Below are 25247 nucleotides of genomic sequence, written 5' to 3'. Positions count from 1 at the left end.
TTGTTACTGATATTATAATACATGGCAGAGGGAAGTTTGTCAAGAGGTTTGGATATGATTATCCTGAAATATTTTCATTTTATGAGCTGGATGTAAATGAGTATTTTTACGCTGCAGGTGTAGGGGATATTTGCAACCCTGCAGAGGACTTACTTGATTCGGTTAAATGGTGAGAACTGGCAGTCGGATGTCTGACAGAGTGTTTGTTATAAGGAATATTGTGCCCTTAATGATAGGATTTTATCAGTAAAAGTCCGCAAGGAAAATTTTTTAAAAATAAGTTGACAAAGACTAACTTTGGCGGTATATTTACAATAGTTAGAAGAATCTAACTAAAACGTAAAGGAGAATGTAAATGACTTGTGAAAAATTTGAATCTGTCATGGGTTATCATTGTTCCCCTGTATTAATGGGAATGAAACCGGCGAATCTTGTTTCCTTTTCCAAGGAAAAAATGCCGGAGCTGCCGGAGATCATTTCGGATTATGAGGAGAGTCTTGAACGGGAAGGTATCCGTATGGAGATCATCTGTGGATGCAGGAAGCATTATCTTCTTCTGGTGTACCGGCCGGATATGCTGCAGGAATATCTTAAGCAGGATGAAGCCAGGAAACTTTTGCTTCAGGATGGGTATAATATAGATAGTTCTTTGGATGAGATGATCGCCCGTTTGAAGGAGAGATTTTTTCATAAGACGGAGTTTCCTCATGAGATCGGACTTTTCCTGGGTTATCCCATTGAAGACGTGAAGGGCTTCCGGAAGTTCGGAGGCAGTGGCTGCAAGATGTGTGGTTACTGGAAGGTTTATGATGATGTGGAGCAGGCTCGCAGGATTTTTGACAGCTATGATAAGTGCCGAGAGTTTACTGCGGCGCAGATCCGTGCGGGGTATTCGATTTTGCAGGTTGTTGGTATGAAGCATCTCTGTACATCTCAGATGTGCGTATAATATAAAGTTTAAAAACAGGAGGTTTTTAAGATGAGCAAGGTAGGAATTATTTACTGGTCTTCCACAGGCAACACAGAGGCAATGGCACAGGCTGTTGAGGAAGGTGCAAAAGCAGCTGGTGCGGATGTTGAGATCATGGAAGTTGCAGATGCAGATGTAGATAAAGCTCTCTCTTATGATGTTTTGGCACTTGGTTGTCCGGCAATGGGAGATGAGGAGCTTGAGGAGGGTGAGTTCGAGCCATTCTTCTCTGATCTGGAAGGCAAACTTTCCGGTAAGAAAGTTGCGCTTTTCGGTTCCTATGACTGGGGCGACGGAGAGTGGATGAGAACATGGTGCGGCAGAGCAAAAGACGCAGGCGCAGAGCTTGTTGATGATGAAGGACTCATTGTAAACAACACACCTGATGATGAAGGACTTGCAGCTTGCCGTGAACTTGGCGGAAAACTTGCATAAGATCTATTAGATTTCAAATAAATAAAAACTGAGCAGAGCATTGGATTTTCAAACACAAACACCATCCGGACAGAAGGGATAGATATCTTTTTTGTCCGGGTGGTGTTTTATTTTGAGCGAAAATATCTGCTTATTACTTTGAGGAAATATAGAAGAAATGAATATTAAGACAAAAAATCCTTGTTGATTTTAATATTTACGTGTCCTAAAATAGATAAAAATGAAATAAAGCAGGAAAGTGAGGGATGCCGGATGACGCGGGAGGAAGCGGAACAGTATTTATATTATGCGATGACAATTGGTGAACAGCTTCTTTGCTGCGGAGCAGAGGTTGGACGTGTGGAAGATACCATACGGCGGATCTGCCTGGCATATGGAGCCACCCGGGCAGATGTTTTTTCTATCACATCCAGTATTGTGACGACTATTTATGGAGAGGATTTCGGTATTTGCACCCAGACGCGGCGTGTGCCGGGAATGTCCAATGATCTGGGACGGCTGGATGACCTGAACCAGCTTTCCAGATACATCTGTGAGTATCGGCCGAAGCCGGAGGAGATCCAGAAGGGGCTGGAAAAGATCCGGGATAAACAAGGATATTCTTTTAAAACGCAGATTTTGATCTATGCTGTAATTTCAGGTTCTTTTTCCGTGTTTTTTGGAGGAGATGTCAACGATATGATTGCTTCTGCGCTGATTGGTATCGCCCTGAAGCTGTTTGAGGCTTTTGTAAAAAAAGGTGCATTAAACTCGCTACTGACAGTGCTTCTTTGCTGCGGAGCCGGCGGAGTACTTTCCAATCTTACAGTTCTAATCGGGCTTGGACATCATGCGGATCTGATCAGTATCGGAAATATCATGCTTCTGATACCGGGAATTGCATTTACCAATTCATTGCGTGATATGTTTTCAGGAGATACCATTACAGGTTTGATCCGATGTATGGAGGCACTTTTGCTGGCACTGGTCGTGGGCCTTGGTTTTACGGTGGCGAATCTGTTGTTTTAACCGAATCAGGGAAGTTCTCTTGAAGGTTACGAAAAGCAATAAGCAGTGAATGAGGAGTTTACATACTGTATCAATTGCGGAGTAGCGAAATGCAGCAGATAATGGGAGCATTTGATAGTAGTTATGATTTATTCAGGAGGAAAATATGCGGGAAATCATACAGCTGGTCGTATCCTTCACAGGATCCCTCGGCTTTGCGGCATTATTTAATATCCATGGAAAAAAACTCTGGTTTGCGGCATTGGGTGGATGCCTGTCCTGGGCTGTATATCTGGCAGTAGAGTTCATAACGCCAAGTCCGTATGTGTGCGGTTTCTGGTCAACAGTAGCTATTACTTTGTATGCAGAATGTATGGCAAGAATTCATAAAACGCCGGTAACTGTATTTCTGGTTTCTGCGACAATTCCGTTGATTCCGGGAGCAGCACTTTACCGGACAATGAACTGGATGTTGATGAAGGACTGGGCAAAATTCCAGAAAGACGGAATCTATACGATCCTTTTTGCGGTGAGCATGGCAGCAGGAATGACGCTGACAACTATTGCGTTCCGGATGGCGTGGCGGTGGATGTACAGGCAGAGGAGAATGTAATACAGTATCGAAATTCCCCGTTTACAAACCATCGGAAATGTGTTACGATTTTCCCATATGGAAAACTCATGGAAGAAGAGAGTACATGTGTACACCGTACTACAGGGAAATCCCCGGAGGACTTTTTAGATGCAGGCTGTGACGCAGTTGATGTCATAGATCTGCGGCAGAGTGAATGGTAAAGGTTCACTTTATGCAGGAGTTCCGAGACTGAGAGGGATGTGCAGGCGCAGATGGAAGATGGCTTCGGAGAGGCATTGCTGAACCGGTTTAAACGCGATAAGCGAAGTACGAATGCCCGATTTAACGGACAGCGGTAGGCAGTGACAGGACCGCCTGTTATAGCGGAAGGGTATAGAGCTTGCTGTACCTGATGAGGTTTTTGCCGCGAGGCAGGAACGAAAAGAAGTGGTAACACGGGTAATAACTCGTCTTCTCATATCATTATGGTATGAGAAGACGTTTTTTATTTTTATATTTATGGAGGAAAGAAAAGATGGAAAAGCAGAGATATTATATCAGCACTGCCATTGCGTACACATCCGGTAAACCGCATATCGGAAATACCTATGAGGTCGTTCTTGCGGATGCGATCGCACGTTTTAAAAGACAGCAGGGTTATGACGTATATTTTCAGACAGGTACTGATGAGCATGGCCAGAAGATCGAGCTGAAGGCTGAGGAGGCTGGTGTTACACCAAAGGAATTCGTAGATAACGTTTCCGGTGAGATCAAACGTATCTGGGATCTGATGAACACATCCTATGATAAATTCATCCGTACAACAGATAAAGACCATGAAGAGCAGGTCAAAAAAATCTTCAAAAAAATGTATGCAAAGGGAGATATCTACAAGGGTCATTATGAAGGAATGTACTGTACACCATGTGAGTCCTTCTTCACAGAGTCCCAGCTTGTAGACGGCAAATGTCCGGACTGTGGACGTCCATGCGTACCTGCCAAGGAAGAGGCATATTTCTTCAAAATGAGTAAATATGCAGACAAGCTTATTGACTACATCAACACACATCCGGATTTCATCCAGCCGGAGTCCCGTAAAAACGAGATGATGAACAACTTCCTTCTTCCGGGACTTCAGGATCTCTGTGTATCCAGAACATCCTTTAAATGGGGAATCCCGGTAGATTTCGATCCGAAGCACGTTGTATATGTATGGCTGGATGCCCTGACAAACTATATCACAGGTATCGGCTATGACTGCGACGGAAACAGCAGCGATAAATTCAACAAATACTGGCCGGCAGATCTTCACCTGATCGGAAAAGATATCATCCGTTTCCATACCATTTACTGGCCGATCTTCCTGATGTCTCTGGATCTTCCGCTTCCGAAACAGGTATTCGGACATCCATGGCTGCTTCAGGGCGATGGAAAAATGAGTAAATCCAAAGGAAATGTAATCTATGCAGATGAGCTGGTTGAGTTCTTCGGTGTAGATGCTGTCCGTTATTTTGTACTCCACGAAATGCCATTTGAGAATGACGGTGTGATCACATGGGAGCTGATGGTTGAGAGACTGAATTCCGACCTTGCAAACACACTTGGAAATCTTGTAAACCGTACAATTTCCATGTCTAACAAATATTTTAACGGAGTCGTTGAGAATAAGAATGTTACTGAGCCGGTTGATGAGGATCTTAAGAGCTTCATCCTTCAGGTTCCGAAGAACGTTTCCGCAAAAATGGACAAACTTCGTGTGGCAGATGCTATCACAGAGGTATTCTCTCTGTTTAAACGCTGCAACAAATATATCGACGAGACAATGCCATGGGCACTTGCAAAGGATGAGACAAAGCAGGATCGTCTTGCAACCGTTCTCTACAACCTGGTTGAGGGAATCTGCATCGGCGCATCTCTTCTGAAATCCTTTATGCCGCGTACAACAGAGCGTATTCTTGTACAGCTCAATGCAAACGAGAGAACTCTTGAGGAGATGGAGCAGTTTGGTCTTTATCCTTCAGGAAACCGCGTAACCGACAAACCGGAGATCCTTTTTGCGAGACTTGACCTGAAAGAGGTTCTTGAGAAGGTTGAGAAGCTTCATCCGAAGAAAGAAGAGCCGAAGGAAGAGGTAGAAGAGGAGAAAACAGAGAATGTGATCGATATCGAGGCAAAGCCGGAGATCACTTTTGATGATTTTGAGAAGCTACAGTTCCAGGTTGGTGAGATCATCGCCTGTGAGGAGGTTAAGAAATCCAGAAAGCTTCTCTGCTCTCAGGTTAAGATCGGAAGCCAGGTTCGTCAGATCGTATCCGGAATCAAGGCTCATTATTCCGCAGAGGAAATGGTGGGCAAAAAGGTTATGGTCGTTACAAACCTGAAGCCTGCCAAGCTTGCCGGAATCCTCAGCGAGGGTATGATCCTCTGTGCAGAGGATGCAGACGGAAATCTTTCCCTGATGGTACCGGAGAAAGAGATGCCTGCAGGCGCTGAGATCTGCTAAGTATAGACAGATATGGAATTGAATCATTTTGATAAAAACGGCAATGCTGTTATGGTGGATGTGTCCGACAAACCGGTCACTCACCGTACGGCAACAGCCACGGGTTCCATTCAGGTAAGCCCGGAGATCATGGCCGCGGTAAAAAGCGGAAATGTGAAAAAGGGTGATGTACTTGGTGTGGCCCGTGTGGCAGGTATCATGGGTGTCAAGCGTACTTCTGAGCTGATCCCCATGTGCCATCCACTTCCCATCCAGAAGTGTTCTGTGGATTTTGAGACCGATGAGGATGCGGGAGTGATCCGTGTATTTTGCACGGTAAAAACAGAGGGAAAAACAGGCGTGGAGATGGAGGCGCTGACAGGTGTTCAGGTGGCGCTTCTTACCATTTATGACATGTGCAAGGCAATTGACAAGCACATGGTCATGTCTGATATCCATCTGGAAGAAAAAACAGGAGGCAAAAGCGGAGATTTTCGTTTTAAGGAAAAATAATGATAGACAGGTGCGGAAGAAATATTGATTATCTCAGGATTTCCGTAACTGACAGATGTAATTTGCGGTGTATTTATTGTATGCCGGAGGAGGGAGTGCAGCATGTGGAGCGCTCCCTCATTTTGCAGGAAGAGGAAATTTTGAGGATCTGCCGGGTGATGGCAGAGCTGGGTATCCGGAAGATCAAGCTGACCGGCGGGGAACCGCTTGTACGGCCGCGGATGCCTCAGCTGGTGGAAAAACTGAAAAATATGCCGGGGATCGAGAAGGTGACTCTGACTACAAATGGTGTGCTTCTGAAAGATCAGATGAGTGATTTTTCCCGGGCGGGGCTGGACGGATTGAATATCAGCCTGGATACGCTGGATGAGGCCTGCAGCAGGCGGATCACGCGGCGGGATGAACTGGGGCGGACGCTGGAAGGGATTTCGGAGGCAATGAAGTATCCGGAGATTTCGCTGAAGATCAATTGTGTGCCTCTTGGGATCCAGAAGCAGGATCTTTGCCGGGTGGCGCTTTTGGCCAGGGATCACAGGGTGCATGTGCGGTTTATTGAGATGATGCCCATTGGGATGGGAAAAGAATTTCATGGGATGTCAGAGGAGGAACTGCTTCGGATCCTTGGGGAAAAGCTTCCGCGGTTTTCGCCGTATGTTGGGGAGCCCCTTGGGAATGGACCGTGTCATTATTATGATGTGGATGGTTTTTCCGGAAAGATCGGGTTTATCAGCGCGGTGAGCCATAAGTTCTGTGGGGAGTGTAACCGGATCCGGCTGACTTCTCAGGGCTTTTTGAAGACCTGTCTGCAGTATGCGGCGGGAAGGGATCTTCGGGAGGTGATCCGCAGTGGTGGTTCGGATGAGGTGCTGAAGGCTGTGATCCTGGAGGCTCTGGCGGAGAAACCGGACGGGCATGTTTTTGGCGGAGGTCTGGAGAAACAGAAGGATGATAAGACGGAGAAGCTTTGTATGGCTCAGATCGGAGGTTGAGTGATGAAGAGAGTTGCTGTGATCACTTCTAGTGATAAGGGGTACAGAGGAGAGAGGGAGGATCTTAGTGGTCCTGCTGTGAAGGAGATTATGGAGGCGGCCGGGTATGAGGTTGTTTCTGTGGATGTTTTGCCGGATGACCGTGGGATGCTTGGAAGCCGGATGGCTGAGATCGCAGATCGGGGGCTTGCGGAGCTGATCCTGACTACGGGTGGTACCGGGTTTTCTCAGAGGGATGTGACGCCGGAGGCTACGGAGGATGTGATTGAGCGGCGTGTGCCGGGGATTCCGGAGGCGATGCGGGCGTTTAGTCTGACGATCACGAAGCGGGCGATGCTGAGCCGGGCTACGGCCGGGATCCGGAAGGGGACATTGATCGTTAATCTGCCGGGGAGCCCTAAGGCTGTCAGGGAGTGCCTGGAGGTTATTATTGAGGCGTTGGGGCATGGGATTGAGATTTTGACTGGCGAGACTGGAGAATGCGGACGGTAGTGTGTGGTGTATACTTAGACTAACGAACGGACGCCCAACGGAGGCAGGGCCAGTACGGTGACGTTAGCGGAGCGGCCGTCGAGAGGCGAGTATAGCTGCTGCCACCGAGCGCCCTGTTTGAGCCGCAGGCGAGTTGGCGCGAATGGCAGCAAACCAGCGACGCAGCCGAACAGGCCGCGCAGCGTGTCACCGTACTGGCCCTGCCTCCGTTGGGCTGGCTGTTGGATGTGGTAGGTTTTATGATTAAAATTCATCTCCAGCGATTCATAATTCCTGAGGCTTGAGAGTTACATGTGGTAGGTTTTGGAAATCAATATTGCTGGTGTGATATAGGAATAAATTTGGTAATGATGTGTGATTAATAGGAGTTTGCTATGGGAAAAGTACTTGCGGTTTGTATCAGTGAGAAGAAAGGAACACAGAAGAAGAATGTCGGGTCTGCGGTTTTTATGGAGGACTGGGGGCTTGAGGGGGATGCTCATGCTGGGAAGTGGCATCGGCAGGTGAGTCTTCTTTCCGGTGAAAAGATCGATGCGTTTCGTGCGAAGGGCGCAGAGGTCGAAGATGGTGCTTTTGGTGAGAATCTGGTTGTGGAAGGGATTGATTTTGCAAAGCTTCCGGTTGGCACCAGATTTCGCTGTGGTGAGGTTGTGCTGGAGCTGACTCAGATCGGAAAGGAGTGCCACAATGGCTGTGCTATTTTTCAGAAGATGGGTGAGTGCATCATGCCCCGGGAAGGTGTGTTTACAAGAGTGCTGAAAGGTGGAAAAGTTTCCGTCGGTGACGAGATGACTGTGGATAAAGCTATGATTTTTGATACTCATGCACATTACGATGATGAAGCTTTTGATGAGGATCGTTCTGACATGCTGGATAGCCTGCAGGAGAATGGGATCGGGCATATTGTGGATGTGTGTGCTTCTGTGGGACATTTTGACCGGGTTTATGATCTGGTTGAGAAGTATCCTTTTGTTTATGGCGCAGTGGGTGTTCATCCGGATGATGCGGATAAGGTGGATGCAGCTGTGCTGGATGAGATCCGCAGATATTGCGACATGAAAAAAACGGTAGCCGTAGGTGAGATCGGCCTGGATTATTACTGGCATAAGGAGAAGGAGGAGCATCTTCTCCAGCAGAAGGTATTCCGCCAGCAGATGGACATCGCCCGTGAGAAAAAGCTCCCGTTTATGATCCACAGCCGTGATGCAGCAGAGGATACGCTGAATATTGTGAAAGAATATATGCAGGATGGGATGTACGGCGGAGTTATCCATTGCTTTTCCTATAGTAAGGAAATTGCAAGAGAGTATCTGAATATGGGACTTTATCTTGGAATCGGCGGAGTGGTTACTTTTAAGAATTCCCGGAAGCTGAAAGAGGTGGCAGAGTATGCGCCGCTGAATCAGATCCTGCTTGAAACCGACTGCCCCTATATGGCACCTGTGCCGAACCGTGGAAAAAGAAACAGCTCCCTGTATCTGCCGGAGGTTGTGAAGACCATTGCGGAGATTAAGGGAATTAGCTGCGAGGAGGTTGTGGCTGTGACGGAGAGTAATGCGTTGAAGGTGTTGAATTTAATTTGATAAACTTGGGAAAAAGTGCTTTGTTATGAGCAAATAGTTGAATGACGGATTGATTTTGAAGATATGAAATGAAAAAAGAGCTGTTGTATGGCAGGTGTGAGTGATCATCTGTTCGGAAACAACTCTTTTTTATATTTAGAAAAAATAAATTAATGACAAGTGCGCATATATGAGTGCACCATATTGGAGTGATCTTTGCAGAAAAATATGCAGGTAAAAAAATGCCTGACAGAAATGTCTGTCAGGCACCGGAGACATAAAACAGAGGATCCGGAAATACCGGATCGTATTGTACAGCTTTTACAGCGATTTCAGCACTTTAACAAGCCGTGAATTATCCTCCGGCATCATAATACAGAATCGTACAAATTCCCCGTCCAGGCACTGGAAGGAAGAACAGTCACGGATCATCATGCCTTGTTTGATGCAGGCTTCAAATACGTCATAGGAGGTCAGTCCGTTTTTCAGGATCCGGAGCAGGATGAAGTTTGCATAGGCGGGATAGATTTTGTAGGTGTCTGTATCCTTCAGCTCCCGGATCATCCGGTCGCGTTCGGAAAGGATCAGATTTCTGGTTTCTTTAATATAATCTTCATCCTGCAGCATGATCTCTCCTGCAAAGGCACCAAGGCTGTTAAGTGACCATGGTGTCTGTTTTTTGCGCATTTTTGCAAGAAAGTCCATATTTCCGGTGATGCCGTAGCCCAGGCGCATTCCGGGAGCAGCGAAGAATTTGGATACGCCGCGGAGTACCATGAGATTGGTGAATTCCCGTGTCAGTGGAACTGCGGTGATGGCGTTGATATCCGGGGCAAATTCCACGTAGGTTTCGTCGATCATCACGAAGATATTTTTTTCTGCACAGAAACCGATAAGTCTGCGAAGCTCTTCCTGGGTGATGGCAGAGGAGGTCGGATTGTTGGGATTGCAGAGGATGAGAAAATCATAGCCCTGCTCCAGCTTTCGGCAGAGATCCGGAATGTCCGGCTCGAAATCATTGCTTTCCTGAAGGTGGTAGTATTCCTGGGTACTTCCGGAGAAAGAGAGCTCTCTGGAGTATTCAGAATAGGTAGGTCCAAGGATCAGAGTATGCTTCGGGGCACGCTCCTGGATCAGAAGGGAGATCAATTCGCTGGAGCCGTTTCCCGGAAGGATGAAATCAGCGGGAATATTGCAGTAGCTGGAAATCGTATTCCGAAGGGATGTGTATTCTCTGTCCGGGTAGGAGGAAAGGATATCCACGTGTTCTGCAATGGCTCTGCCGGCTTTTGGGGAAAGTCCCAGAGGATTGACATTTGCACCGAATTTGACGATGTTTTCTTTTTTCAGATTGTAGTAGCTGCAGATCTTTTCTATATCACTTCCGTGAAAAACGGGTTTGGTATCCATTTTTGTCACCTCACATTTTTATTTTTTTCGTAAAAAATTTATATCCAGTATACACCAGAATCCGGGACAAAAAAAGACGGGATAAAAAGTTTCTGTATTTTTCTATATTTTTTGAACAGGATATTACTGAAAATTGCTTTCTGGAAATGTATGGGAATATTTGATACAATGAGCAGGTAGCGAATGCGGATTGTGAGTATCCATGCTGTTTGTCAATGCGGACCGCGAATATCCACATTTTTTCCGGGGAGGGTAAGTCCTCAGTGAGAAACAGCAGGAAAGGAAACAGAAAATATGAATACAGAAGAGAAAAAGATCGCAGTGATCGGAATTGGTGGTGTTGGCGGCTACATAGCCGGGCTGCTGGCGAAGGCGTATCCTCATGTGACGATGGTTGCACGTGGCGCCAGGGCAGAGAGCATCCGGAAAAAAGGCCTGGTGCTCCACAGTGATTATAAGGGTGAGATCGTGGCAAAGCCAGAGCGGGTAGTTCCAATTCAGGATATGGGACAGCAGGATTATATTTTTATCTGTGTAAAAAATTATTCACTGGCTGAGGTGTGCGAAAGTATCCGGGACATGGTCACGGATGACACAGTGATCATTCCTGTGATGAATGGTGTGGACCCGGGAGAAAACATCCGCCGTCTGGTTGGTAAGGGAACGGTTGTGGATTCGCTGATCTATACGGTGGCTTTTGCCAATGAGGATTTTTCCATTTCCCAGCAGGATACGTTTACGTGGCTTTGTATTGGAATCAAAGATGCGGATGAACGGCAGCAGAAGAAAGTTGCAGAAGTGGCAGGGATCCTGAAAGGTGCGGATATTGACTATAAGGATCAGGGGGATATCGAGGTGGAAATCTGGAGAAAGTATATCCTCAACTGTGCCTTTAATGTGATGACTGCTTTTTATGATAATACCATCGGGGAGCTCCGCAGAGATCCGGTGAAAGCGCAGCAGTATGAGAAGCTTGTATGGGAAGCTGCCAGTGTAGGTCAGGCCAAGGGGGTTGCGCTGACGGATGAGCACATCAATGAGGTGATCCATAAATTCCGCCATGTACATGCAGATAATGCAACCAGCTCCCTGCAGAGAGATTTTCGCATCCGGAGAAAACAGACGGAGCTGGAAACCTTCAGCGGCTATATTGTGAAAGAAGCGAAGAGACTTGGTGTTTCCATTCCGCTTTCCGAAAAAATATATCAGGGACTTATGGAAATAGCAGAAAAATTCTGACCGAAAAGGGTGAGTTTTTCTGGTGGAATCCTGTATGCTCTGGTACAATGGGGATATAAAAAATCCTGTATCGCAGGCTGAAAGGTTATCTGTGATATCGGAAGGGAGGAAAAGAGATGAAGAAAGTATTTTTGGCTGTTATTGCAGTGATCGTGGTCCTTGCTGGAGGACTTATGCTCAGTTACAACGGGCTTGCCGGAAGTAAAGAAGCTGTGGAAACAGCAGAGGCTGATGTGGATACCATGCTGCAGAGACGGGCAGATCTGATCCCGAATCTCGTCAGCACGGTAAAAAGCTACACGAAGCATGAGACGGAGGTTGTTGACAGGGTTCTGGCGGCGAGGGACCAGCTGATGAATGCGGATACTGTGGAAGAGAAATCTGAGGCAGATCAGCAGATGGACAGTGCACTTTCCGGTCTGAAGGTTGTGGTGGAAAATTATCCGGAACTGAAAAGCAATACTACTTATGTGGGCCTGATGGATGAACTGTCCGGAAGCGAAAACCGGATTTCTGTAGCGAGAAAAGATTATAATGAGGCTGTGAAAGCTTATAACACAAGGCTTGTGAAATTCCTAGGGAATGTATTTGGTTCCATGCTTGGCTTTGAGAAGGCGTCATATTTTGAGGCCGATGATTCAGCAGCAGATACGCCGGATGTAGGGGATATGCTGGCAGAGTGATAAGATCAGACCATTGTTCTGATGAAATGAAAGAACGGATAGAGGGAGAATATCCTATGAAAAAATGGATCGGACGGATGGCTGTGCTGCTGGCTTTTGTATTGACGCTGTCCGGAAGTACGCTGGCAGCTTTCGGGAAGATCCCGTCTGCCACAAAAGAATTCTATGTTAATGATTATGCAGGGGTTTTCAGCGATACCTGGAAGGAAGAGCTTTGCAAGGCTGGTGAGCAGCTGTATGAGGATACCACAGCGCAGCTGGTTGTCCTTACCGTGGATACCACCGATGGGGAAGACATCAGTGATTATGCAGTGGAAACCGGCCGCAAATGGGGAATTGGTTCAAAGAAGAAAAATAATGGTGTCCTGATCGTCCTTTCGGTTTCGGACCGTAAAGTCTGGGTATCTGTCGGCTACGGTCTTGAGGGAAAGCTGCCTGATTCAAAGATCGGACGACTTCTGGATGAATATGCAGTTCCTTCCTATAAAGACAATCAGTTTGAAAAAGGTACCGTGGAGCTTTATTATGCACTGCTAAATGAGATCCGTGAGGAATACGGCCTGGAGAAGATAACAGCTCCCAGGTATGAGAAGGTGCAGCAGGATGTGGACGACGATGAGGATGAGGGAACTGTCTGGGAGATCGCACTGGGGCTTGTGATGATCGTTTTGCTCATGGTGGGCGCATATCTGCTGTGCGTGATGCTGCCTGTATTTCTTATTGTAACTATGGTCCTGGTTCTGAAGGGTCTGATAATGAAATTGTCGGGAAAGGATACCGCAGACTACTGGAAAAAGAATTTCAGCCGTATGAGTGTACTGCACCGGCTCTTTAATTCCCTGTTTCCGCTGAGCTGGATCCTGGGAAGAGGGGGAAAAAGCAGCGGCGGAAGTTCCGGTAATGACGATGACATAGATGATGATTATGACAGCTACGACAGCGGAAGCTCCGGAGACGGAGGAAGCTTCGGCGGTGGCGGTGCAGGCAGGGATTTCTAGTGGTGTCGGCATGAATCGCCGGTTCTCTTGTACAGCACAGGCGGAGCTTTTTAATGCTCTTGACAAAATTTCTCAACTTTGCTACAATGACGAAAATCAATTCCGTGAGGGAGTAATTCGCGTGTAGACGTGGTTTGTCAACATACTGGTGCATGCACCTGGCAAATCTTAAAGAATGAGACTCATGTATATTTTATTTCTGTTACAGAGATAGAGTATACGTGGGTCTTTTTTTATGGCTCCGGAGCGGATGAATATGCAAAGGAGAAGAAAAATGCTGTTATTTATGAAAGTGCTTTTTACCCAGTTTATTGCGGAAATGGGTGACAAAACACAGCTGATGCTGGTGGCAATGACTTCCAGGTTCAAGCTGAAGGATATTTTGCTTGGAACCGGTGTTGCTGTCCTGGTGCTCAACGGATTGGCAGTGCTTGCAGGAGGTATTATCAGTACCGTGGTCCCTACCTGGCTGATCCGTCTGATCGCAGGTGCAGCGTTCCTGTTTTTTGCGGTGACAACACTGAAGGGTGACGATGATGAGGAAGAGAATGTTAAGGATCGTAAGATCAGATTTGCACCGCTGTCTGTATTCTGCACATTTTTTGTTGCGGAGCTGGGGGATAAGACACAGCTTACCGCAATTACATTTGGTGCCAATGAGGGACTGAGTTCAGCGGTTGTGGTATGGCTTGCCTGTTCACTGGGACTTTTTGCAGCGGATGTGATCGGACTTCTGATTGGATATCTTCTGAAAAGCAAGGCACCGGAGGGAATCCTCAATACAGTTGCATTTGTTATTTTTTCCATCTTTGGAATCCTGACGCTGAGACAGGGATTTGGCCTTCTGCTTGGGGCGGGCTCTTCTATGATCCTTCCGCTTACCGTAGCGGTTACGGTTGTGTTTGTGATCGTCTGTCTTGTGCTTTATAAGCAGGCGAAAAAGAATTAAATTATTATAAGGAGCTTTGCACAGAATAGGGCTCATACCTGAAAAAGCCTCCGCATACACTGTAAAAAAGCGTCTTCGGGGGCTTGGCAGTGAAGGATTATATTGAAGAACGTGCAGTTGAGATCGCAGGATATATTGTTGAAACAAAGGCTACGGTGCGGCAGGCAGCTAAGAAATTCGGGATCAGTAAGAGTACGGTACATATAGAAGTAACAAAATAGAACGGTTCGTTTGGGCAATATATTAAACAAAATCAAGGAGGAACGAACCATGAAGGAACTGAAACCAAGAATTACAGAGAATGGCATCGAATATGTGCTTGTCGGGGACTATTACATCCCGGATTTGAAGTTGCCGGAGGAAAACCGACCTATCGGTAAGTACGGACAGATGCATAGGGAGTATCTGAAAGAGCAGTGCTACGGTAGATATTCCAGTTTACTGCTGACCGGAAAACTTTGGAGCTATCTGGAGGATTTGGACGAACAAGCGGAGGAACGGTTTACGTGTATTGTTGATCAGATGAAAGCGGCTGAGGGAGTGACGGAGGAATTGAAGCGGAAAGATGCTATGCTTTGGGTACAACGGTGTAATAATATTAGAAACAGAGCAGAAGAAATTGTACTGAATGAAATGGTTTATATTTAGTATGGAGCAGTCAGCCGAAAGGCTGGCTGTTTTTCTTTTCCTAGCGACAGAAAATGATTGACAATGCTATAAGACTGTGGTAGTCTGAAAACAAGAACAGACTACTGTAGTCTTATAGGAGGCGAAACAAGTGACAGAGGAAAATATCAAACTTTTTGATTCGGAATTAAAGGTAATGGATGTTCTGTGGAAGGATGGTGACGTGCCAGCGAAATATGTTGCAGATACTTTAAACAGAGAAGTCGGCTGGAATAAAAACACAACGTATACATTGATTAAGCGGTGTATCAATAAAGGCGCGATTGAACGAACGGAACCGGGATTTATGTGCCATGCGCTTATAGCAAAAGAACAGGTACAGGATCTGGAAACAGATGAACTTATTGATAAGATATATGATGGATCTGTTGACAAGTTGTTTGCGGCACTTCTTGGCAGAAAAAAACTTTCTATGGAGCAGATTAAGAACCTGAAGCAGATCGTCAGTGAATTGGAATGAGGTGATGTATATGAGCCTGCTGCAAATGAGTTTTCTGGGAACGGTTATTATTTTACTTATTGTGGTATTAAGGGCTGTGCTTATCAACAGATTACCGAAGAAAACATTTTTGATTTTATGGTGGATTGCATTAATACGGTTATTAGTTCCATTTTCCATAAAATCAGTCACAAGTATTTATTCTCTGTTGCAGAGTATTTATTCTGATATAAACCCAGTGAGAACGGCGCAAACGACAACATTTTTACCCATTCATGGGAATATGCCTGAGATAGCAAATGGATTATCAGAGGCTATGGTACAGAGAACAGAATCCATTTCGATTTTGAGTGTAATATGGCTGGCAGGTCTGTTACTTTGTTTTGGATTTTTTGCGGTTTCCTATATAAAATGCTATCGGGAATTTCGATTTTCGCTGCCTGTTGAAAATGATATTTTGGAAGCATGGAAGGAAAAACATCCACTAAAAAGGAGTCTATCCATCCGGCAGACAGAAACCATAGCTGCACCACTTTCTTATGGTGTGATTCGCCCAGTTATTTTAATGCCAAAAAATACAGAATGGAAAAATATTTATCAGCTTCGTTATGTGTTGGAACATGAATATGTGCATATCAGACGGCTTGATATGCTTACAAAGCTGATAATGATTGCTGCAGTATGCATTCATTGGTTTAATCCGCTTGTGTGGGTAATGTATATTCTTTTTAACAGAGATTTGGAATTATCCTGTGACGAAACCGTAGTCCGCAGATTTGGAATGGATATAAAGTCGGTATATGCAACTGCTTTAATATCTATGGAAGAAAAAAAGAGCGGACTGACACCATTATGTAACAGTTTCAGTAAAAATGCGATTGAAGAAAGGATAAGAGCAATTATGAAGATAAAGAAGACATCTAAGTTTGCAGTAATGATAAGTGCAGTATTGGTAATTGGCGTGACAGGTGGATTTGCAACTTCCGCATCATCCTTGGAGAAAAATACAGAGACAGCGCAGGAAAACGGTGAAACAATAGTTGCTTTAAACGAAGTGAATATCCGGGAAGATGAACCACTTTCAAGTTCGGATGTGGAATGGTGGACAGCAGAAGAGTATGCGAAATGGCTGGACGAGGAAAAAGAAGTTCTGCAGTCTATGATTGGTGAAAAAGCTTATACAGGCGGCGACGGATGGTTTGTATGGACACAGGAAAAGGTAGATGAGACGATTGCACTTTATGAGGATAATCTTCAAAAAATAAAAGATGGGATGAAGTTGTCGAAATCATCTGATGATGCAGTGGGAATTACAATGGCATATTCTCCGGAAAATATAGAATATGCGAAGCAGGAAGCAGAAACGGTCACCGAAAATAAAGACAGTAATGAAAATGTATTCAGCGAAGAACAGCTTTCTGAATATGCAAAAGCGGGAATAACTTACCAGAAAGAAACAGGATTTCTGATGTATGATGGAAAGACCATTGGATATTTCCGGGATGAGTTTAAGCCGGGTACTTATACAATAAGTTCCAAACGTGGAGGTACGCTTCGAGTTGAAGTGCAAAGGGAAAACTATGGCACCATCACAGACGTAAAGGCAGAACCGTTATCAGATGATTTTTGGTCAGAACCGGCGGCATTGGTTGAAAGTTCCGGCGGAGAAGCTGTAACTGCAGATGAAATGAAAGGATCTGTTTTTGAAGAAGGAGGAAGTGAGAACATAGCGGCTGATGACATGGGCGAATATAGCAGTGAAGAGGGAAAAGGTCTTAATATTGCTGTTCCACAGGAGTATGCTGATTATGGAGTATCCTGTGATGCTCAAGGAAACTGGGTTTATAATGGTAAGATTATAGCAGATTTATATGATGAGGGAAGGGGAATCTTTTCTAACAGCAACGGCACTATGTACATTGAAGTAACGAGAGACAAAAGTGGAAAGATTAGCAGCTTTCAAAAAGTAAGCAAAAATAGAATGCAGGAATTATTTACTGAATTTAATCCGGAAACGGAAACATTTGCGGAATATAATTCAGAGGCGAAGCATTAAGTTAGTGCTAAATGAAACGAGGATGATTAAGTGGGAAAAATATTGCTGGTATCATTCGAGGGAGATGAGGAAGAGTTGGTAAATTCTGTTATTTCCGTGTTAGATTCCGGCAGAGAAAAATTCCTTTTTCAGGAAATACAACTTCAATCGAAAATAAGGCATAAGGGTATAGCGATTGATTTGAAACGGAGGGAAGTTGTTCGTGATAATAGAAAAATAGAATTAACTTACACTGAGTTTGAAATCCTGCAGTTATTAGCACAAAATCCAGGAAGGGTATTTAGTAAGGAGCAGATTTATGATGTAGTCTGGAAAGAAGCCTATTCTGGCGATTACAATATTGTCATGAGTCATATCAGCCATATTCGTGAGAAGATAGAAGATGATCCGGGCAACCCGGTATATATTCAAACCGTCTGGGGTGTAGGATACAAGTTTAATGAGAGGGCAGGCAGCGAGTAAATTCGCTGCCTTTCCTTTACAGGGATGGATTCAGATTTCGCTGAGTTTCAAGATAATATTGCTCTGCTGATACAGCCAGTCCGTGAATTCCGTTGGCTTGGTTGTTCCTGCCTTTACAGCTTTCTTACGCCGCAGAGCTTCTTTCTTAAAAAGGTCAAACGCAGTTTTCATTTCTTCCAGACGTTCAATCGGAAAATCAGCAGTTTTTTTGGATTTATTGATTTTATTACGCCAATTCTGGCATTCATTTTTATAAAGCAAATCATAGTTATTTTCTCTGGCTCGTTCATCAAATTCCCTTTTATTTTGAAGTGCCTGTGCTTTACGGCACTTATCACTGCATAGTTCATAACGCTGGTTTTTTGCCAGAAAATATTTTCCACAGACTTTGCACTGACGGAAACAAAGGCCCCAGTCATTCAGCCGATTCAAGTAATAAGTGATAAGCGGATAAAAAGAGCTGTAGGCAGCTACGCATTCTGTTCTGCGCCTATTATCCGGAAACCAAAGTTCAAGTCGAGTGATTTCAGCAGGAGTGTTGCGGAAATAAAGACTGCCAGTATGAAAACGTTCTGGTTTTCCGGTATCAGAATTAAAATTCATGACATTTTCTGTTTGGAATGCCTGAGTCAAAATTTGGATTTTTTCTATAAAACGATCACAGGCAGTATTACGGTCACGATATTCCCTTGTAACAAGATATTCATTCCAAATACGGAATGTAGCATACATTCTCACCGGATCACCGGTGAGATATTTTTTTGCCAGAAAATCACCAGCAGTCTGTTCCAGTGCAGGCTGTTTCCAACGGTTAGTGTGCAATGCATCACGTAGGGGAGCAAGTCCATATATATTCCAGTTCTTTTCTTTATCATATTCAAAATCTATCAGAAAACGTCCTAGAGGACGTGTTATATCATATATGACATCGTTATCTTTATTTCCGTCCAGTCGAAAACGGATTTGCTGTTCCGTTCCGATTAAAATTCGCTCCTTCATTTTGTCTCTATCCAATGCCAGAACGAAGAGGATGTGGTCGTAGCAAGGTTCTTGCCTTATAAATTGATAAGCCATTTCTATTTGCTCCTGTTTAGTATGGTAATTTTAAAAAATATAATATTAGTTACATTTATGGTATCGCGAAAGTATTGAAAAGTCAAGATGAGATTGATAAGATACGATTGCATGGTAATTTCGTACTATGCAGTGTACTTTGACAACTTTATGACCGTCTAACCTGAGATAAACCGCCATGACCTTCGATAAAAGAAGTGAGCGCATCCGAATGGATGACGTGTTGTATGCCTTGACAGCAGTATGACTCAGGAAACAGGAAAGATAAAACGGCAATGAGAAGCTAAAAAATGAGATCAAAAATGGAGGAACAACATGAGTGAAAATAAGAGATTAAACAATTATGATGAACTGCCTCTTGTACTGGATGTGGCTGATATTCAGCGGATTATGGGGATTTCCAGAGTAACGGCTTATGAACTGGTTCATACACCCGGTTTTCCGGCATTTCGAAGCGGCAGATTAATTAAGGTTAGTAAAATTGCTTTTTTCGAATGGATGGCAAAGGGGAATGGAAGGGTGCCAGAGAATAGTAACTAAATCTGGAGCAGAGCGGAGAGCGAAGTCTTTTGTGCAGGTTAAGGGCGGCAGCCATTGCCCAGTGAGTTGATGCGTGCGTCTACTCGTACTGGGTATTACCTGACGCAAATTCACGCAGGTTTGCAGCTTCGCTGCCTTATTTAATTTGGAAAAACGTGAAAAAGGAGGGCAAGAAAATTATTGAAAGCAACAAGACACAATGGACGCTCCGGGAAAAATGGCACTTATAATCCCAGGCATAATGATCGCCGTTTCGACTTGGAAAACAGTGAACATATTGATGCTGGAAGAGTCAGAGAAAATATTTACTGGGACTGTTACCGTGGCTATACCACAATGCAGAACAGGGAAGAAGATTCTCAGGATATCAGTTTTGAGAAAATTGAATGTACTTTTTATCAGGAACATTATGGAAAATATATAGAAGCGCAGAATGAAAGAAATGCAAGAACCCGTCATACAGAGCGTAACCGATCTGTGGAAGATTTACTAAAGAACAATAAAACCTGTCCAGAGGAAACTATTTTTCAAATAGGAACAGTAGAAGAATCTGTTTCCTATGAAATATTACTTGCGGTCGTACAGGACTTTACAAAGCAGTTCACAAATCGGTTCGGTTCTCATGTCCATATTCTGGACTGGGCACTGCATTTGGACGAAGGAACGCCGCACATTCATGAACGTCATGTTTTTGATTGTGAGAATAAGTACGGGGAAATCTGTCCCCAGCAGGAAAAAGCACTGGAAGAATTAGGGATTGCACTTCCAAAACCGGATAAACCTAAAGGCCGCAATAATAATCGAAAGCAGACTTTTGATGCTATTTGCCGGACAATGCTTTTTGATATAACTCGAAAATACGGGTTGCATCTGGAAGAAGAACCGTCTTATGGAGGGCGAGATTATCTTGAAAAGCAGGATTATATCCTGTTTAAGCAAAAGGAACAGATGAAAAACCAGACAGAAATACTGGATACACTTACTCTGAAAATTGAAGAAGTAGAAGCTTTGATCGATGAAGTTTCAGATATTGCTTACGACAAAGCTGTGGAGGTTGTGACGGATGAGGTCAGAGTGGAAACCCATAAAGAAGACATTCGTCTGGTAGAACAGTCAAAGGCGTGGGTGCTTTCCCCTGAGCGCAAGGCTTCCCAAAAAGAAAGAACTTATGCTGTAAGTCGATTGGACGGAGTAATTACCAAAATTACAAAAGCTATGCAGACAGCAGTTAAAACAATCCAGACCACGCTGATAAAACCGGAAGTCAAAAAGGTGAATACCGAACAGATTAAGAAAAAAGCCAGAAGTTCCATTCTGGATAGGCTGGCAAAAGCAAAAATTACTGCGGAACAGGAGAACCGAGAGCGATGGGAACACGAAGGAAGAACTAAATTGGGAAGGAACGATATGGAGTTGTGATGTAAAGAAAAGAGGAAAAGGATGAATATATTTGAAGCAGTTAAACAGTCTGTGACTACCTGGCAGGCTGCAGAAAGCTATGGAATACGGGTAAACAAGAATGGAATGGCGGTCTGTCCATTTCACCGTGACAAGAATCCAAGCATGAAAGTGGACAGGCGTTTTCATTGTTTCGGATGTCAGGCAGATGGGGATGTGATTGATTTTACGGCACACTTGTACAATTTAAAACCAAAAGAGGCGGCAGAGAAATTGGCAAGAGATTTTTCTATACATTATGAGAACATGGGGCACAGCCCGCCACAGAGAAAACAAATCAAACGACAGCTAACACAGGAACAGAGGTATCTGCAGGCAGAAAATAGATATTTCCGTGCACTGGCAGATTACCTGCATTTGTTGAAACAGTGGAAAGAAGAGTGTGCTCCGAAACAGGTGGAAGATGTCTGGCATCCGCTGTTTATGGAGGCATTGGAAAAAATATCAGAAACAGAGTACCTGTTGGATACATTATTATCAGGCACATTAGAAGAACGAGTTGCCGTAGTGGTGGCTCATGGGAAGGAGGTGACAGCGATTGAACAGAGAATTTCAGACTTTATCACCACAGACACGACAGGAATTGTGCGAAGTAATGGATATAATGGAAACGGAGTTGACAGTAGAGGAAATCAGAGAACAACTGGAAATGACACAGAAGGGTGCTGTGAAAAACAATCGGCATAACTGTAAGCTAATTTTAGAACATGATCCTCTGTTAAAAGATGTATTCCGGCACAATATTTTGACTGAGCAGACAGACATTGTAAAACCCGTGTGGTGGGAACGGATAAGCCCGGCATTCACAGATATGGATTTGAACTATATTATGCTTTATTTGGAAGAGACTTACGGTTTGACGATGGATAAGATTGTGCAGAAAAGTATTGTCCATCAGGCAGATCGGAACAAATATCACCCTGTCCGGGATTATTTGAACAGTCTGCAATGGGATGGGCAGGAACGTATCCGCTATGTGCTGCATCATTTTCTTGGTGCACCTGTGGATGAGTTGACCTATGAAAGTATGAAAATGTTTTTGCTGGGAGCTATTGCCCGTGCGTTCCGCCCCGGAATTAAGTTTGAATATATGCTCTGTCTGGTCGGGGGTCAGGGCGTGGGAAAATCTACATTTTTTCGTTTCATGGCAGTAAAGGATGACTGGTTCACTGATGACATTGGCAAGCTGGATTCAGAAAAAGTTTATTGTCAGCTTCGCGGTCACTGGATGATTGAAATGTCTGAAATGGTTGCAACGGCACGTTCCAAGAGTATTGAGGAAACAAAGAGCTTTCTGAGCAGGCAGAAAGAGACTTATCGGGATTCTTATGCAGTATATGCTCTTGATCGTCCGAGACAATGTGTATTTGGAGGAACATCCAATATTAAGCGATTCCTGCCGTTTGACCGTACCGGAAATCGAAGATTCGTTCCGGTTCAGACGAACCGGGCAGAGATGGAGGTTCATATCCTCGAAAATGAGAAGGAATCCAGACAGTATATTGATCAGGTGTGGGCGGAAGCAATGATGTTGTACCGTAATGGGAATTTTAAACTGGCGTTTTCAAAGGAAACAGAAACACAGCTTGATAAACTGCGGCAGGAGTTCATGGCGGATGATACGGAAGCCGGAATGATACAGGCATGGCTGGATGAACATGAAGACAGAAAAGTCTGTTCATTGATGCTTTTTAAAGAGGCACTGGACAATCCTTATGTAAAGCCGAAGAAGGCGGAGACAGACCGCATCTGTGAAATCATGAATACAAGCATTGTGGGTTGGAAACAGGGGACGATGACAAGATTCAAGGATTACGGTACACAGCGTTCGTGGGTATGTGTAAACGAAAACTGTAAACGAGACGCAAAAGACTTAAAAAATGAAAATGACTGGCATCCGGTTACTGAGGAGGAAGCCCGGCAGATGGAGTTATCCTTCCAGTAAAATGCCAGTCAGGTTTACGGTAGTTGGCGTGTTGTTTACGCTTTTATCTATGGTTATTGCTTTGAGTTGTAGAATTTGTAAACAGTAAACAGATATATAAGAGTAATTTGGTATTGAGGAAAGAAAACTGAAAAAACAAAAAGAATTAGATTTTTTGGAGTTTGTTTACAGCGGTGGTTTACAACAGGGATGCCCCTTTGACTGGCATCTATTTAAGTTGAACAGGAATGACATTTAGCAGGACTATTTCAAAGAACATTTTCATAGTTATGGACAAGGATATACGGGAGGAGGTGGGAATTCCGCTATGAAAAAGAGAAAACTTAATTATCGATTCCATAATCCAAACACTGCGGAAGTAACCGCCGACTATCTGTTAAAGATATTGATTGAAGCAAATGCAAGTAAGGTGGAACAGGCAATACAAGAAGCAGCGGATGAGCTTCCCAATGAACCAAAACATGATGGAGGGTGTCCTGCGTAGCGCGTGGGATGCCTTTTATTTTTTTGCTATTGCTTGTGTTCTGTCTGAAAATCAGTTAAAATTAGTTCTAGAAAGTCATAGATTAGTCATAGAATTTAGTCATAGAAAATTTTGAAAGGCGGAAGAATATGATATATACGGATAGCCAATTAAAAGAAAAGATTGTTCGCATGATAGAATCCTTTGAAAATGAAGTTGTAGAATTTAAAGAAGCACGCACAAATTATTCGTTTAATGACATTGGTAAATATTTTTCTGCACTTAGCAATGAAGCAAATCTTCGGGGATTACAGGAGGCGTGGCTGATTTTCGGAATTTCGGATGATAAACGATATGTAGGAACGGAATTTCGGAAACAGGGAAGTCTGCAAAGTTTGAAAAAGGAAATCGTAAATGGAACCAATGAACGATTGACATTTCTGGAGATATACGAACTGACAATGGAAAAATGTCGAGTGATAGCATTTCAAATTCCTCCAGCTATTAGGGGGATTCCGACAACATGGCAAGGGGCAGCGTATGCCAGAGAGCATGAATCTGTATCGCCGCTTCCGATGAATAAAGTAGATCTACTTAGAAATCAGATAGGAATGGATTGGTCAAAAGAAATTGTAGAAGATGCTACCATAGAAGATTTGGATGAAGAAGCGATTAAAAGAGCAAGAGAACTTTTCTCAAAACGTCAGAGTGATCGAAAAAAAGCACAGGAAGTTTTAAAGAAACTGTCTGATATTGAGGTTTTAAATAAAGCTGGTATTACAATAAAAGGAAAAATAACCAGAACGGCGTTATTGTTATTAGGAAAAAGTGAGGCTAAATATTTCTTTGATGGCTTTATTCCTAGAATTACCTGGACACTTTATAATGCAGATAATTCGGTAAAAGCTTATGAACATTTTGATATACCGATGTTAATGGCAGTGGATAAGGTATATTCCAGGATCAGAAATGTAAAGTATCGCTATATTGCCGGACAGCAGACTTTGTTTCCGGATGAAGTAGATCAATATGAACCAGAGCTGATCAAAGAGATTATTAATAACTGTATTGCTCATCAGGACTATCGCTTGCGTGGAAAAATCAACGTAGAGGAATTTGAGGACAGACTGGTATTTATCAATGAGGGGGCTTTTATACCAGAAACTATTGAACAAGCACTGGAACCGGGATATAAACCACCGTATTATCGAAATGTGTTTTTGTGTAACGCAATGGTAAATCTGTATATGATTGATACAAATTCAATGGGAATACCAATGATGTATCAGATACAGCGTGATAAATGCTTCCCATTGCCGACATATGATTTGAACACAATTAATAGAGTTACAGTGACTGTGTACGGAAAGATATTGGATAAGAATTATACTCAGCTTTTATATTCCAATGAAGATTTAGATATGAGAACTGTATTTTTGTTGGATAAAGTTCAGAAACAGGAAGTAGTTTCTAAAGAAAGCTTTAAGGATTTGAAGAAAAAAGGTCTTGTGGAAGGACGTTATCCTAATGTTTTTGTATCTTTCAAGGTGGCAGATATTGTCGGACAGAAAGCTGCTTATGTTCGAAATAAAGGGTTAGATGATGATATTTGCAAGCAGTTAATTATAAAAGCACTTCAGTCAATGGGAGAAGCCAGCAAAAGAGATTTAATGGAAGTACTGGAAAAAGCATTGCCAGAAGTACTTAGCGATGAACAGAAATCGAAGAAGGTTTCTAATTTGTTACAGGCAATGAAAAAGGATGGAATTGTTGTTACAACAGGAACTAATAGGTATGCAAAGTGGTACTTGATAAAAAAATGATTGATTTACAAAAATGC

At 43.7% G+C, this 25247-nt stretch carries 26 protein-coding genes and 2 pseudogenes; 26 read left to right on the top strand and 2 right to left on the bottom strand.

Annotation, left to right across the window (positions count from 1 at the left end):
* Nucleotides 1–355: 355 nt before the first annotated feature.
* From LI091_RS07755 to LI091_RS18620, 11 genes and pseudogenes are all read left to right on the top strand, one after another.
* Nucleotides 356–949, top strand: coding sequence for a DUF3793 family protein (locus tag LI091_RS07755; RefSeq protein WP_022426572.1), 594 nt, complete (start codon nt 356–358; stop codon nt 947–949).
* 30 nt (nt 950–979) lie between these two features.
* Entirely contained in the window at nt 980–1405 is a 426-nt protein-coding gene (locus LI091_RS07750) for a flavodoxin (protein WP_015526387.1), read from the top strand.
* A gap of 252 nt (nt 1406–1657) precedes the next feature.
* Nucleotides 1658–2413 (top strand): threonine/serine exporter family protein, encoded by a 756-nt coding sequence (locus LI091_RS07745; protein WP_021653091.1) that lies wholly within the window; start codon nt 1658–1660, stop codon nt 2411–2413.
* Between the two features lie 145 nt (nt 2414–2558).
* Nucleotides 2559–3005 (top strand): threonine/serine exporter family protein, encoded by a 447-nt coding sequence (locus LI091_RS07740; RefSeq protein WP_021653090.1) that lies wholly within the window; start codon nt 2559–2561, stop codon nt 3003–3005.
* Nucleotides 2978–3187: a hypothetical protein gene (locus LI091_RS07735; protein ID WP_092073402.1), complete on the top strand. Its 210-nt coding sequence runs from the start codon at nt 2978–2980 to the stop codon at nt 3185–3187. The genes LI091_RS07740 and LI091_RS07735 overlap by 28 nt, the downstream gene beginning before the upstream one ends.
* 314 nt (nt 3188–3501) lie before the next feature.
* Nucleotides 3502–5469: a methionine--tRNA ligase gene (metG, locus tag LI091_RS07730; RefSeq protein ID WP_161215728.1), complete on the top strand. Its 1968-nt coding sequence runs from the start codon at nt 3502–3504 to the stop codon at nt 5467–5469.
* Nucleotides 5470–5481: 12 nt separating this feature from the next.
* Nucleotides 5482–5961, top strand: a complete 480-nt coding sequence (moaC, locus tag LI091_RS07725) for a cyclic pyranopterin monophosphate synthase MoaC (RefSeq protein WP_161210064.1) — start codon at nt 5482–5484, stop codon at nt 5959–5961.
* On the top strand, nt 5961–6950 hold the full coding sequence (gene moaA / locus LI091_RS07720; RefSeq protein WP_265191009.1) for a GTP 3',8-cyclase MoaA: 990 nt from the start codon (nt 5961–5963) through the stop codon (nt 6948–6950). Before moaC ends, moaA begins: the two co-directional genes overlap by 1 nt.
* 3 nt (nt 6951–6953) lie before the next feature.
* Nucleotides 6954–7442 carry a MogA/MoaB family molybdenum cofactor biosynthesis protein gene (locus LI091_RS07715; RefSeq protein ID WP_265191007.1) on the top strand — a complete coding sequence of 163 codons (489 nt, stop codon included), beginning with the start codon at nt 6954–6956 and terminating at the stop codon, nt 7440–7442.
* Between the two features lie 374 nt (nt 7443–7816).
* Nucleotides 7817–8224: pseudogene (locus LI091_RS18625) on the top strand (MOSC domain-containing protein); the annotation flags it as partial.
* Nucleotides 8225–8248: 24 nt separating this feature from the next.
* A complete protein-coding gene (locus LI091_RS18620; protein ID WP_265191024.1) occupies nt 8249–9025 on the top strand; it encodes a TatD family hydrolase in 777 nt (258 codons plus the stop codon).
* 300 nt (nt 9026–9325) lie between these two features.
* Here LI091_RS18620 and LI091_RS07700 read toward each other — a convergent pair whose 3' ends face one another.
* Nucleotides 9326–10414: a pyridoxal phosphate-dependent aminotransferase gene (locus LI091_RS07700; RefSeq protein ID WP_022426576.1), complete on the bottom strand. Its 1089-nt coding sequence runs from the start codon at nt 10412–10414 to the stop codon at nt 9326–9328.
* A gap of 294 nt (nt 10415–10708) precedes the next feature.
* Between LI091_RS07700 and LI091_RS07695 the strand changes: the two genes are divergently transcribed.
* From LI091_RS07695 to LI091_RS07655, 9 genes and pseudogenes are all read left to right on the top strand, one after another.
* A complete protein-coding gene (locus tag LI091_RS07695) occupies nt 10709–11653 on the top strand; it encodes a ketopantoate reductase family protein (protein WP_059086618.1) in 945 nt (314 codons plus the stop codon).
* A 116-nt stretch (nt 11654–11769) separates the two neighbouring features.
* Complete coding sequence (locus tag LI091_RS07690; RefSeq protein WP_265191006.1) at nt 11770–12336, top strand: LemA family protein; 567 nt, start codon at nt 11770–11772, stop codon at nt 12334–12336.
* A 56-nt stretch (nt 12337–12392) separates the two neighbouring features.
* Nucleotides 12393–13334 (top strand): TPM domain-containing protein, encoded by a 942-nt coding sequence (locus LI091_RS07685; RefSeq protein WP_265191005.1) that lies wholly within the window; start codon nt 12393–12395, stop codon nt 13332–13334.
* A 274-nt stretch (nt 13335–13608) separates the two neighbouring features.
* Entirely contained in the window at nt 13609–14283 is a 675-nt protein-coding gene (locus tag LI091_RS07680; RefSeq protein WP_044962442.1) for a TMEM165/GDT1 family protein, read from the top strand.
* 89 nt (nt 14284–14372) lie between these two features.
* A pseudogene (locus tag LI091_RS07675) lies at nt 14373–14501 on the top strand (sporulation transcriptional regulator SpoIIID); the annotation flags it as partial.
* Nucleotides 14502–14553: 52 nt separating this feature from the next.
* Complete coding sequence (locus tag LI091_RS07670; RefSeq protein ID WP_015541713.1) at nt 14554–14931, top strand: TnpV protein; 378 nt, start codon at nt 14554–14556, stop codon at nt 14929–14931.
* Nucleotides 14932–15061: 130 nt separating this feature from the next.
* Complete coding sequence (locus LI091_RS07665) at nt 15062–15430, top strand: BlaI/MecI/CopY family transcriptional regulator (RefSeq protein ID WP_008707144.1); 369 nt, start codon at nt 15062–15064, stop codon at nt 15428–15430.
* A 4-nt stretch (nt 15431–15434) separates the two neighbouring features.
* A complete protein-coding gene (locus LI091_RS07660; RefSeq protein ID WP_320442615.1) occupies nt 15435–17465 on the top strand; it encodes a M56 family metallopeptidase in 2031 nt (676 codons plus the stop codon).
* 30 nt (nt 17466–17495) lie between these two features.
* Complete coding sequence (locus LI091_RS07655) at nt 17496–17927, top strand: winged helix-turn-helix domain-containing protein (protein WP_022388636.1); 432 nt, start codon at nt 17496–17498, stop codon at nt 17925–17927.
* Nucleotides 17928–17957: 30 nt separating this feature from the next.
* Here the strand turns inward: LI091_RS07655 and LI091_RS07650 are convergent, their stop codons facing one another.
* Nucleotides 17958–19001, bottom strand: coding sequence for a DUF6076 domain-containing protein (locus LI091_RS07650; protein WP_118137592.1), 1044 nt, complete (start codon nt 18999–19001; stop codon nt 17958–17960).
* 315 nt (nt 19002–19316) lie between these two features.
* Here LI091_RS07650 and LI091_RS07645 point away from each other — a divergent pair, with 315 nt between their 5' ends.
* From LI091_RS07645 to LI091_RS07620, 6 genes are all read left to right on the top strand, one after another.
* Complete coding sequence (locus tag LI091_RS07645; RefSeq protein ID WP_008707138.1) at nt 19317–19541, top strand: helix-turn-helix domain-containing protein; 225 nt, start codon at nt 19317–19319, stop codon at nt 19539–19541.
* Between the two features lie 180 nt (nt 19542–19721).
* Entirely contained in the window at nt 19722–20960 is a 1239-nt protein-coding gene (locus LI091_RS07640; RefSeq protein WP_008707136.1) for a hypothetical protein, read from the top strand.
* Between the two features lie 21 nt (nt 20961–20981).
* The gene (locus LI091_RS07635) at nt 20982–21686 is read left to right on the top strand and encodes a CHC2 zinc finger domain-containing protein (protein ID WP_118137594.1); all 705 of its coding nucleotides are present in this window, start codon (nt 20982–20984) and stop codon (nt 21684–21686) included.
* Entirely contained in the window at nt 21595–22944 is a 1350-nt protein-coding gene (locus LI091_RS07630; RefSeq protein ID WP_118137596.1) for a virulence-associated E family protein, read from the top strand. Before LI091_RS07635 ends, LI091_RS07630 begins: the two co-directional genes overlap by 92 nt.
* A gap of 307 nt (nt 22945–23251) precedes the next feature.
* Entirely contained in the window at nt 23252–23428 is a 177-nt protein-coding gene (locus LI091_RS07625) for a hypothetical protein (protein ID WP_171030313.1), read from the top strand.
* Between the two features lie 128 nt (nt 23429–23556).
* Nucleotides 23557–25230, top strand: a complete 1674-nt coding sequence (locus tag LI091_RS07620) for an RNA-binding domain-containing protein (RefSeq protein ID WP_022388874.1) — start codon at nt 23557–23559, stop codon at nt 25228–25230.
* Nucleotides 25231–25247 lie beyond the last annotated feature (17 nt).

This window comes from Blautia sp. MSK20_18 (genome assembly GCF_020553125.1).
Lineage (GTDB): Bacteria > Bacillota > Clostridia > Lachnospirales > Lachnospiraceae > Blautia_A > Blautia_A fusiformis.
This window is presented reverse-complemented; position numbering and strand designations above follow the sequence as displayed.

Excerpts from the sequence above, each read along its gene's own strand:
- LI091_RS07755 (WP_022426572.1), top strand. The coding sequence starts at position 356 with ATGACTTGTGAAAAATTTGAATCTGTCATGGGTTATCATTGTTCCCCT.
- LI091_RS07750 (WP_015526387.1), top strand. The coding sequence starts at position 980 with ATGAGCAAGGTAGGAATTATTTACTGGTCTTCCACAGGCAACACAGAG.
- LI091_RS07745 (WP_021653091.1), top strand. The coding sequence starts at position 1,658 with ATGACGCGGGAGGAAGCGGAACAGTATTTATATTATGCGATGACAATT.
- LI091_RS07740 (WP_021653090.1), top strand. The coding sequence starts at position 2,559 with ATGCGGGAAATCATACAGCTGGTCGTATCCTTCACAGGATCCCTCGGC.
- metG (WP_161215728.1), top strand. The coding sequence starts at position 3,502 with ATGGAAAAGCAGAGATATTATATCAGCACTGCCATTGCGTACACATCC.
- moaC (WP_161210064.1), top strand. The coding sequence starts at position 5,482 with ATGGAATTGAATCATTTTGATAAAAACGGCAATGCTGTTATGGTGGAT.
- moaA (WP_265191009.1), top strand. The coding sequence starts at position 5,961 with ATGATAGACAGGTGCGGAAGAAATATTGATTATCTCAGGATTTCCGTA.
- LI091_RS07715 (WP_265191007.1), top strand. The coding sequence starts at position 6,954 with ATGAAGAGAGTTGCTGTGATCACTTCTAGTGATAAGGGGTACAGAGGA.
- LI091_RS18620 (WP_265191024.1), top strand. The coding sequence starts at position 8,249 with ATGATTTTTGATACTCATGCACATTACGATGATGAAGCTTTTGATGAG.
- LI091_RS07700 (WP_022426576.1), bottom strand. The coding sequence starts at position 10,414 with ATGGATACCAAACCCGTTTTTCACGGAAGTGATATAGAAAAGATCTGC.
- LI091_RS07695 (WP_059086618.1), top strand. The coding sequence starts at position 10,709 with ATGAATACAGAAGAGAAAAAGATCGCAGTGATCGGAATTGGTGGTGTT.
- LI091_RS07690 (WP_265191006.1), top strand. The coding sequence starts at position 11,770 with ATGAAGAAAGTATTTTTGGCTGTTATTGCAGTGATCGTGGTCCTTGCT.
- LI091_RS07685 (WP_265191005.1), top strand. The coding sequence starts at position 12,393 with ATGAAAAAATGGATCGGACGGATGGCTGTGCTGCTGGCTTTTGTATTG.
- LI091_RS07680 (WP_044962442.1), top strand. The coding sequence starts at position 13,609 with ATGCTGTTATTTATGAAAGTGCTTTTTACCCAGTTTATTGCGGAAATG.
- LI091_RS07670 (WP_015541713.1), top strand. The coding sequence starts at position 14,554 with ATGAAGGAACTGAAACCAAGAATTACAGAGAATGGCATCGAATATGTG.
- LI091_RS07660 (WP_320442615.1), top strand. The coding sequence starts at position 15,435 with ATGTATATGAGCCTGCTGCAAATGAGTTTTCTGGGAACGGTTATTATT.
- LI091_RS07650 (WP_118137592.1), bottom strand. The coding sequence starts at position 19,001 with ATGGCTTATCAATTTATAAGGCAAGAACCTTGCTACGACCACATCCTC.
- LI091_RS07645 (WP_008707138.1), top strand. The coding sequence starts at position 19,317 with ATGAGTGAAAATAAGAGATTAAACAATTATGATGAACTGCCTCTTGTA.
- LI091_RS07635 (WP_118137594.1), top strand. The coding sequence starts at position 20,982 with ATGAATATATTTGAAGCAGTTAAACAGTCTGTGACTACCTGGCAGGCT.
- LI091_RS07630 (WP_118137596.1), top strand. The coding sequence starts at position 21,595 with ATGGATATAATGGAAACGGAGTTGACAGTAGAGGAAATCAGAGAACAA.
- LI091_RS07625 (WP_171030313.1), top strand. The coding sequence starts at position 23,252 with ATGAAAAAGAGAAAACTTAATTATCGATTCCATAATCCAAACACTGCG.
- LI091_RS07620 (WP_022388874.1), top strand. The coding sequence starts at position 23,557 with ATGATATATACGGATAGCCAATTAAAAGAAAAGATTGTTCGCATGATA.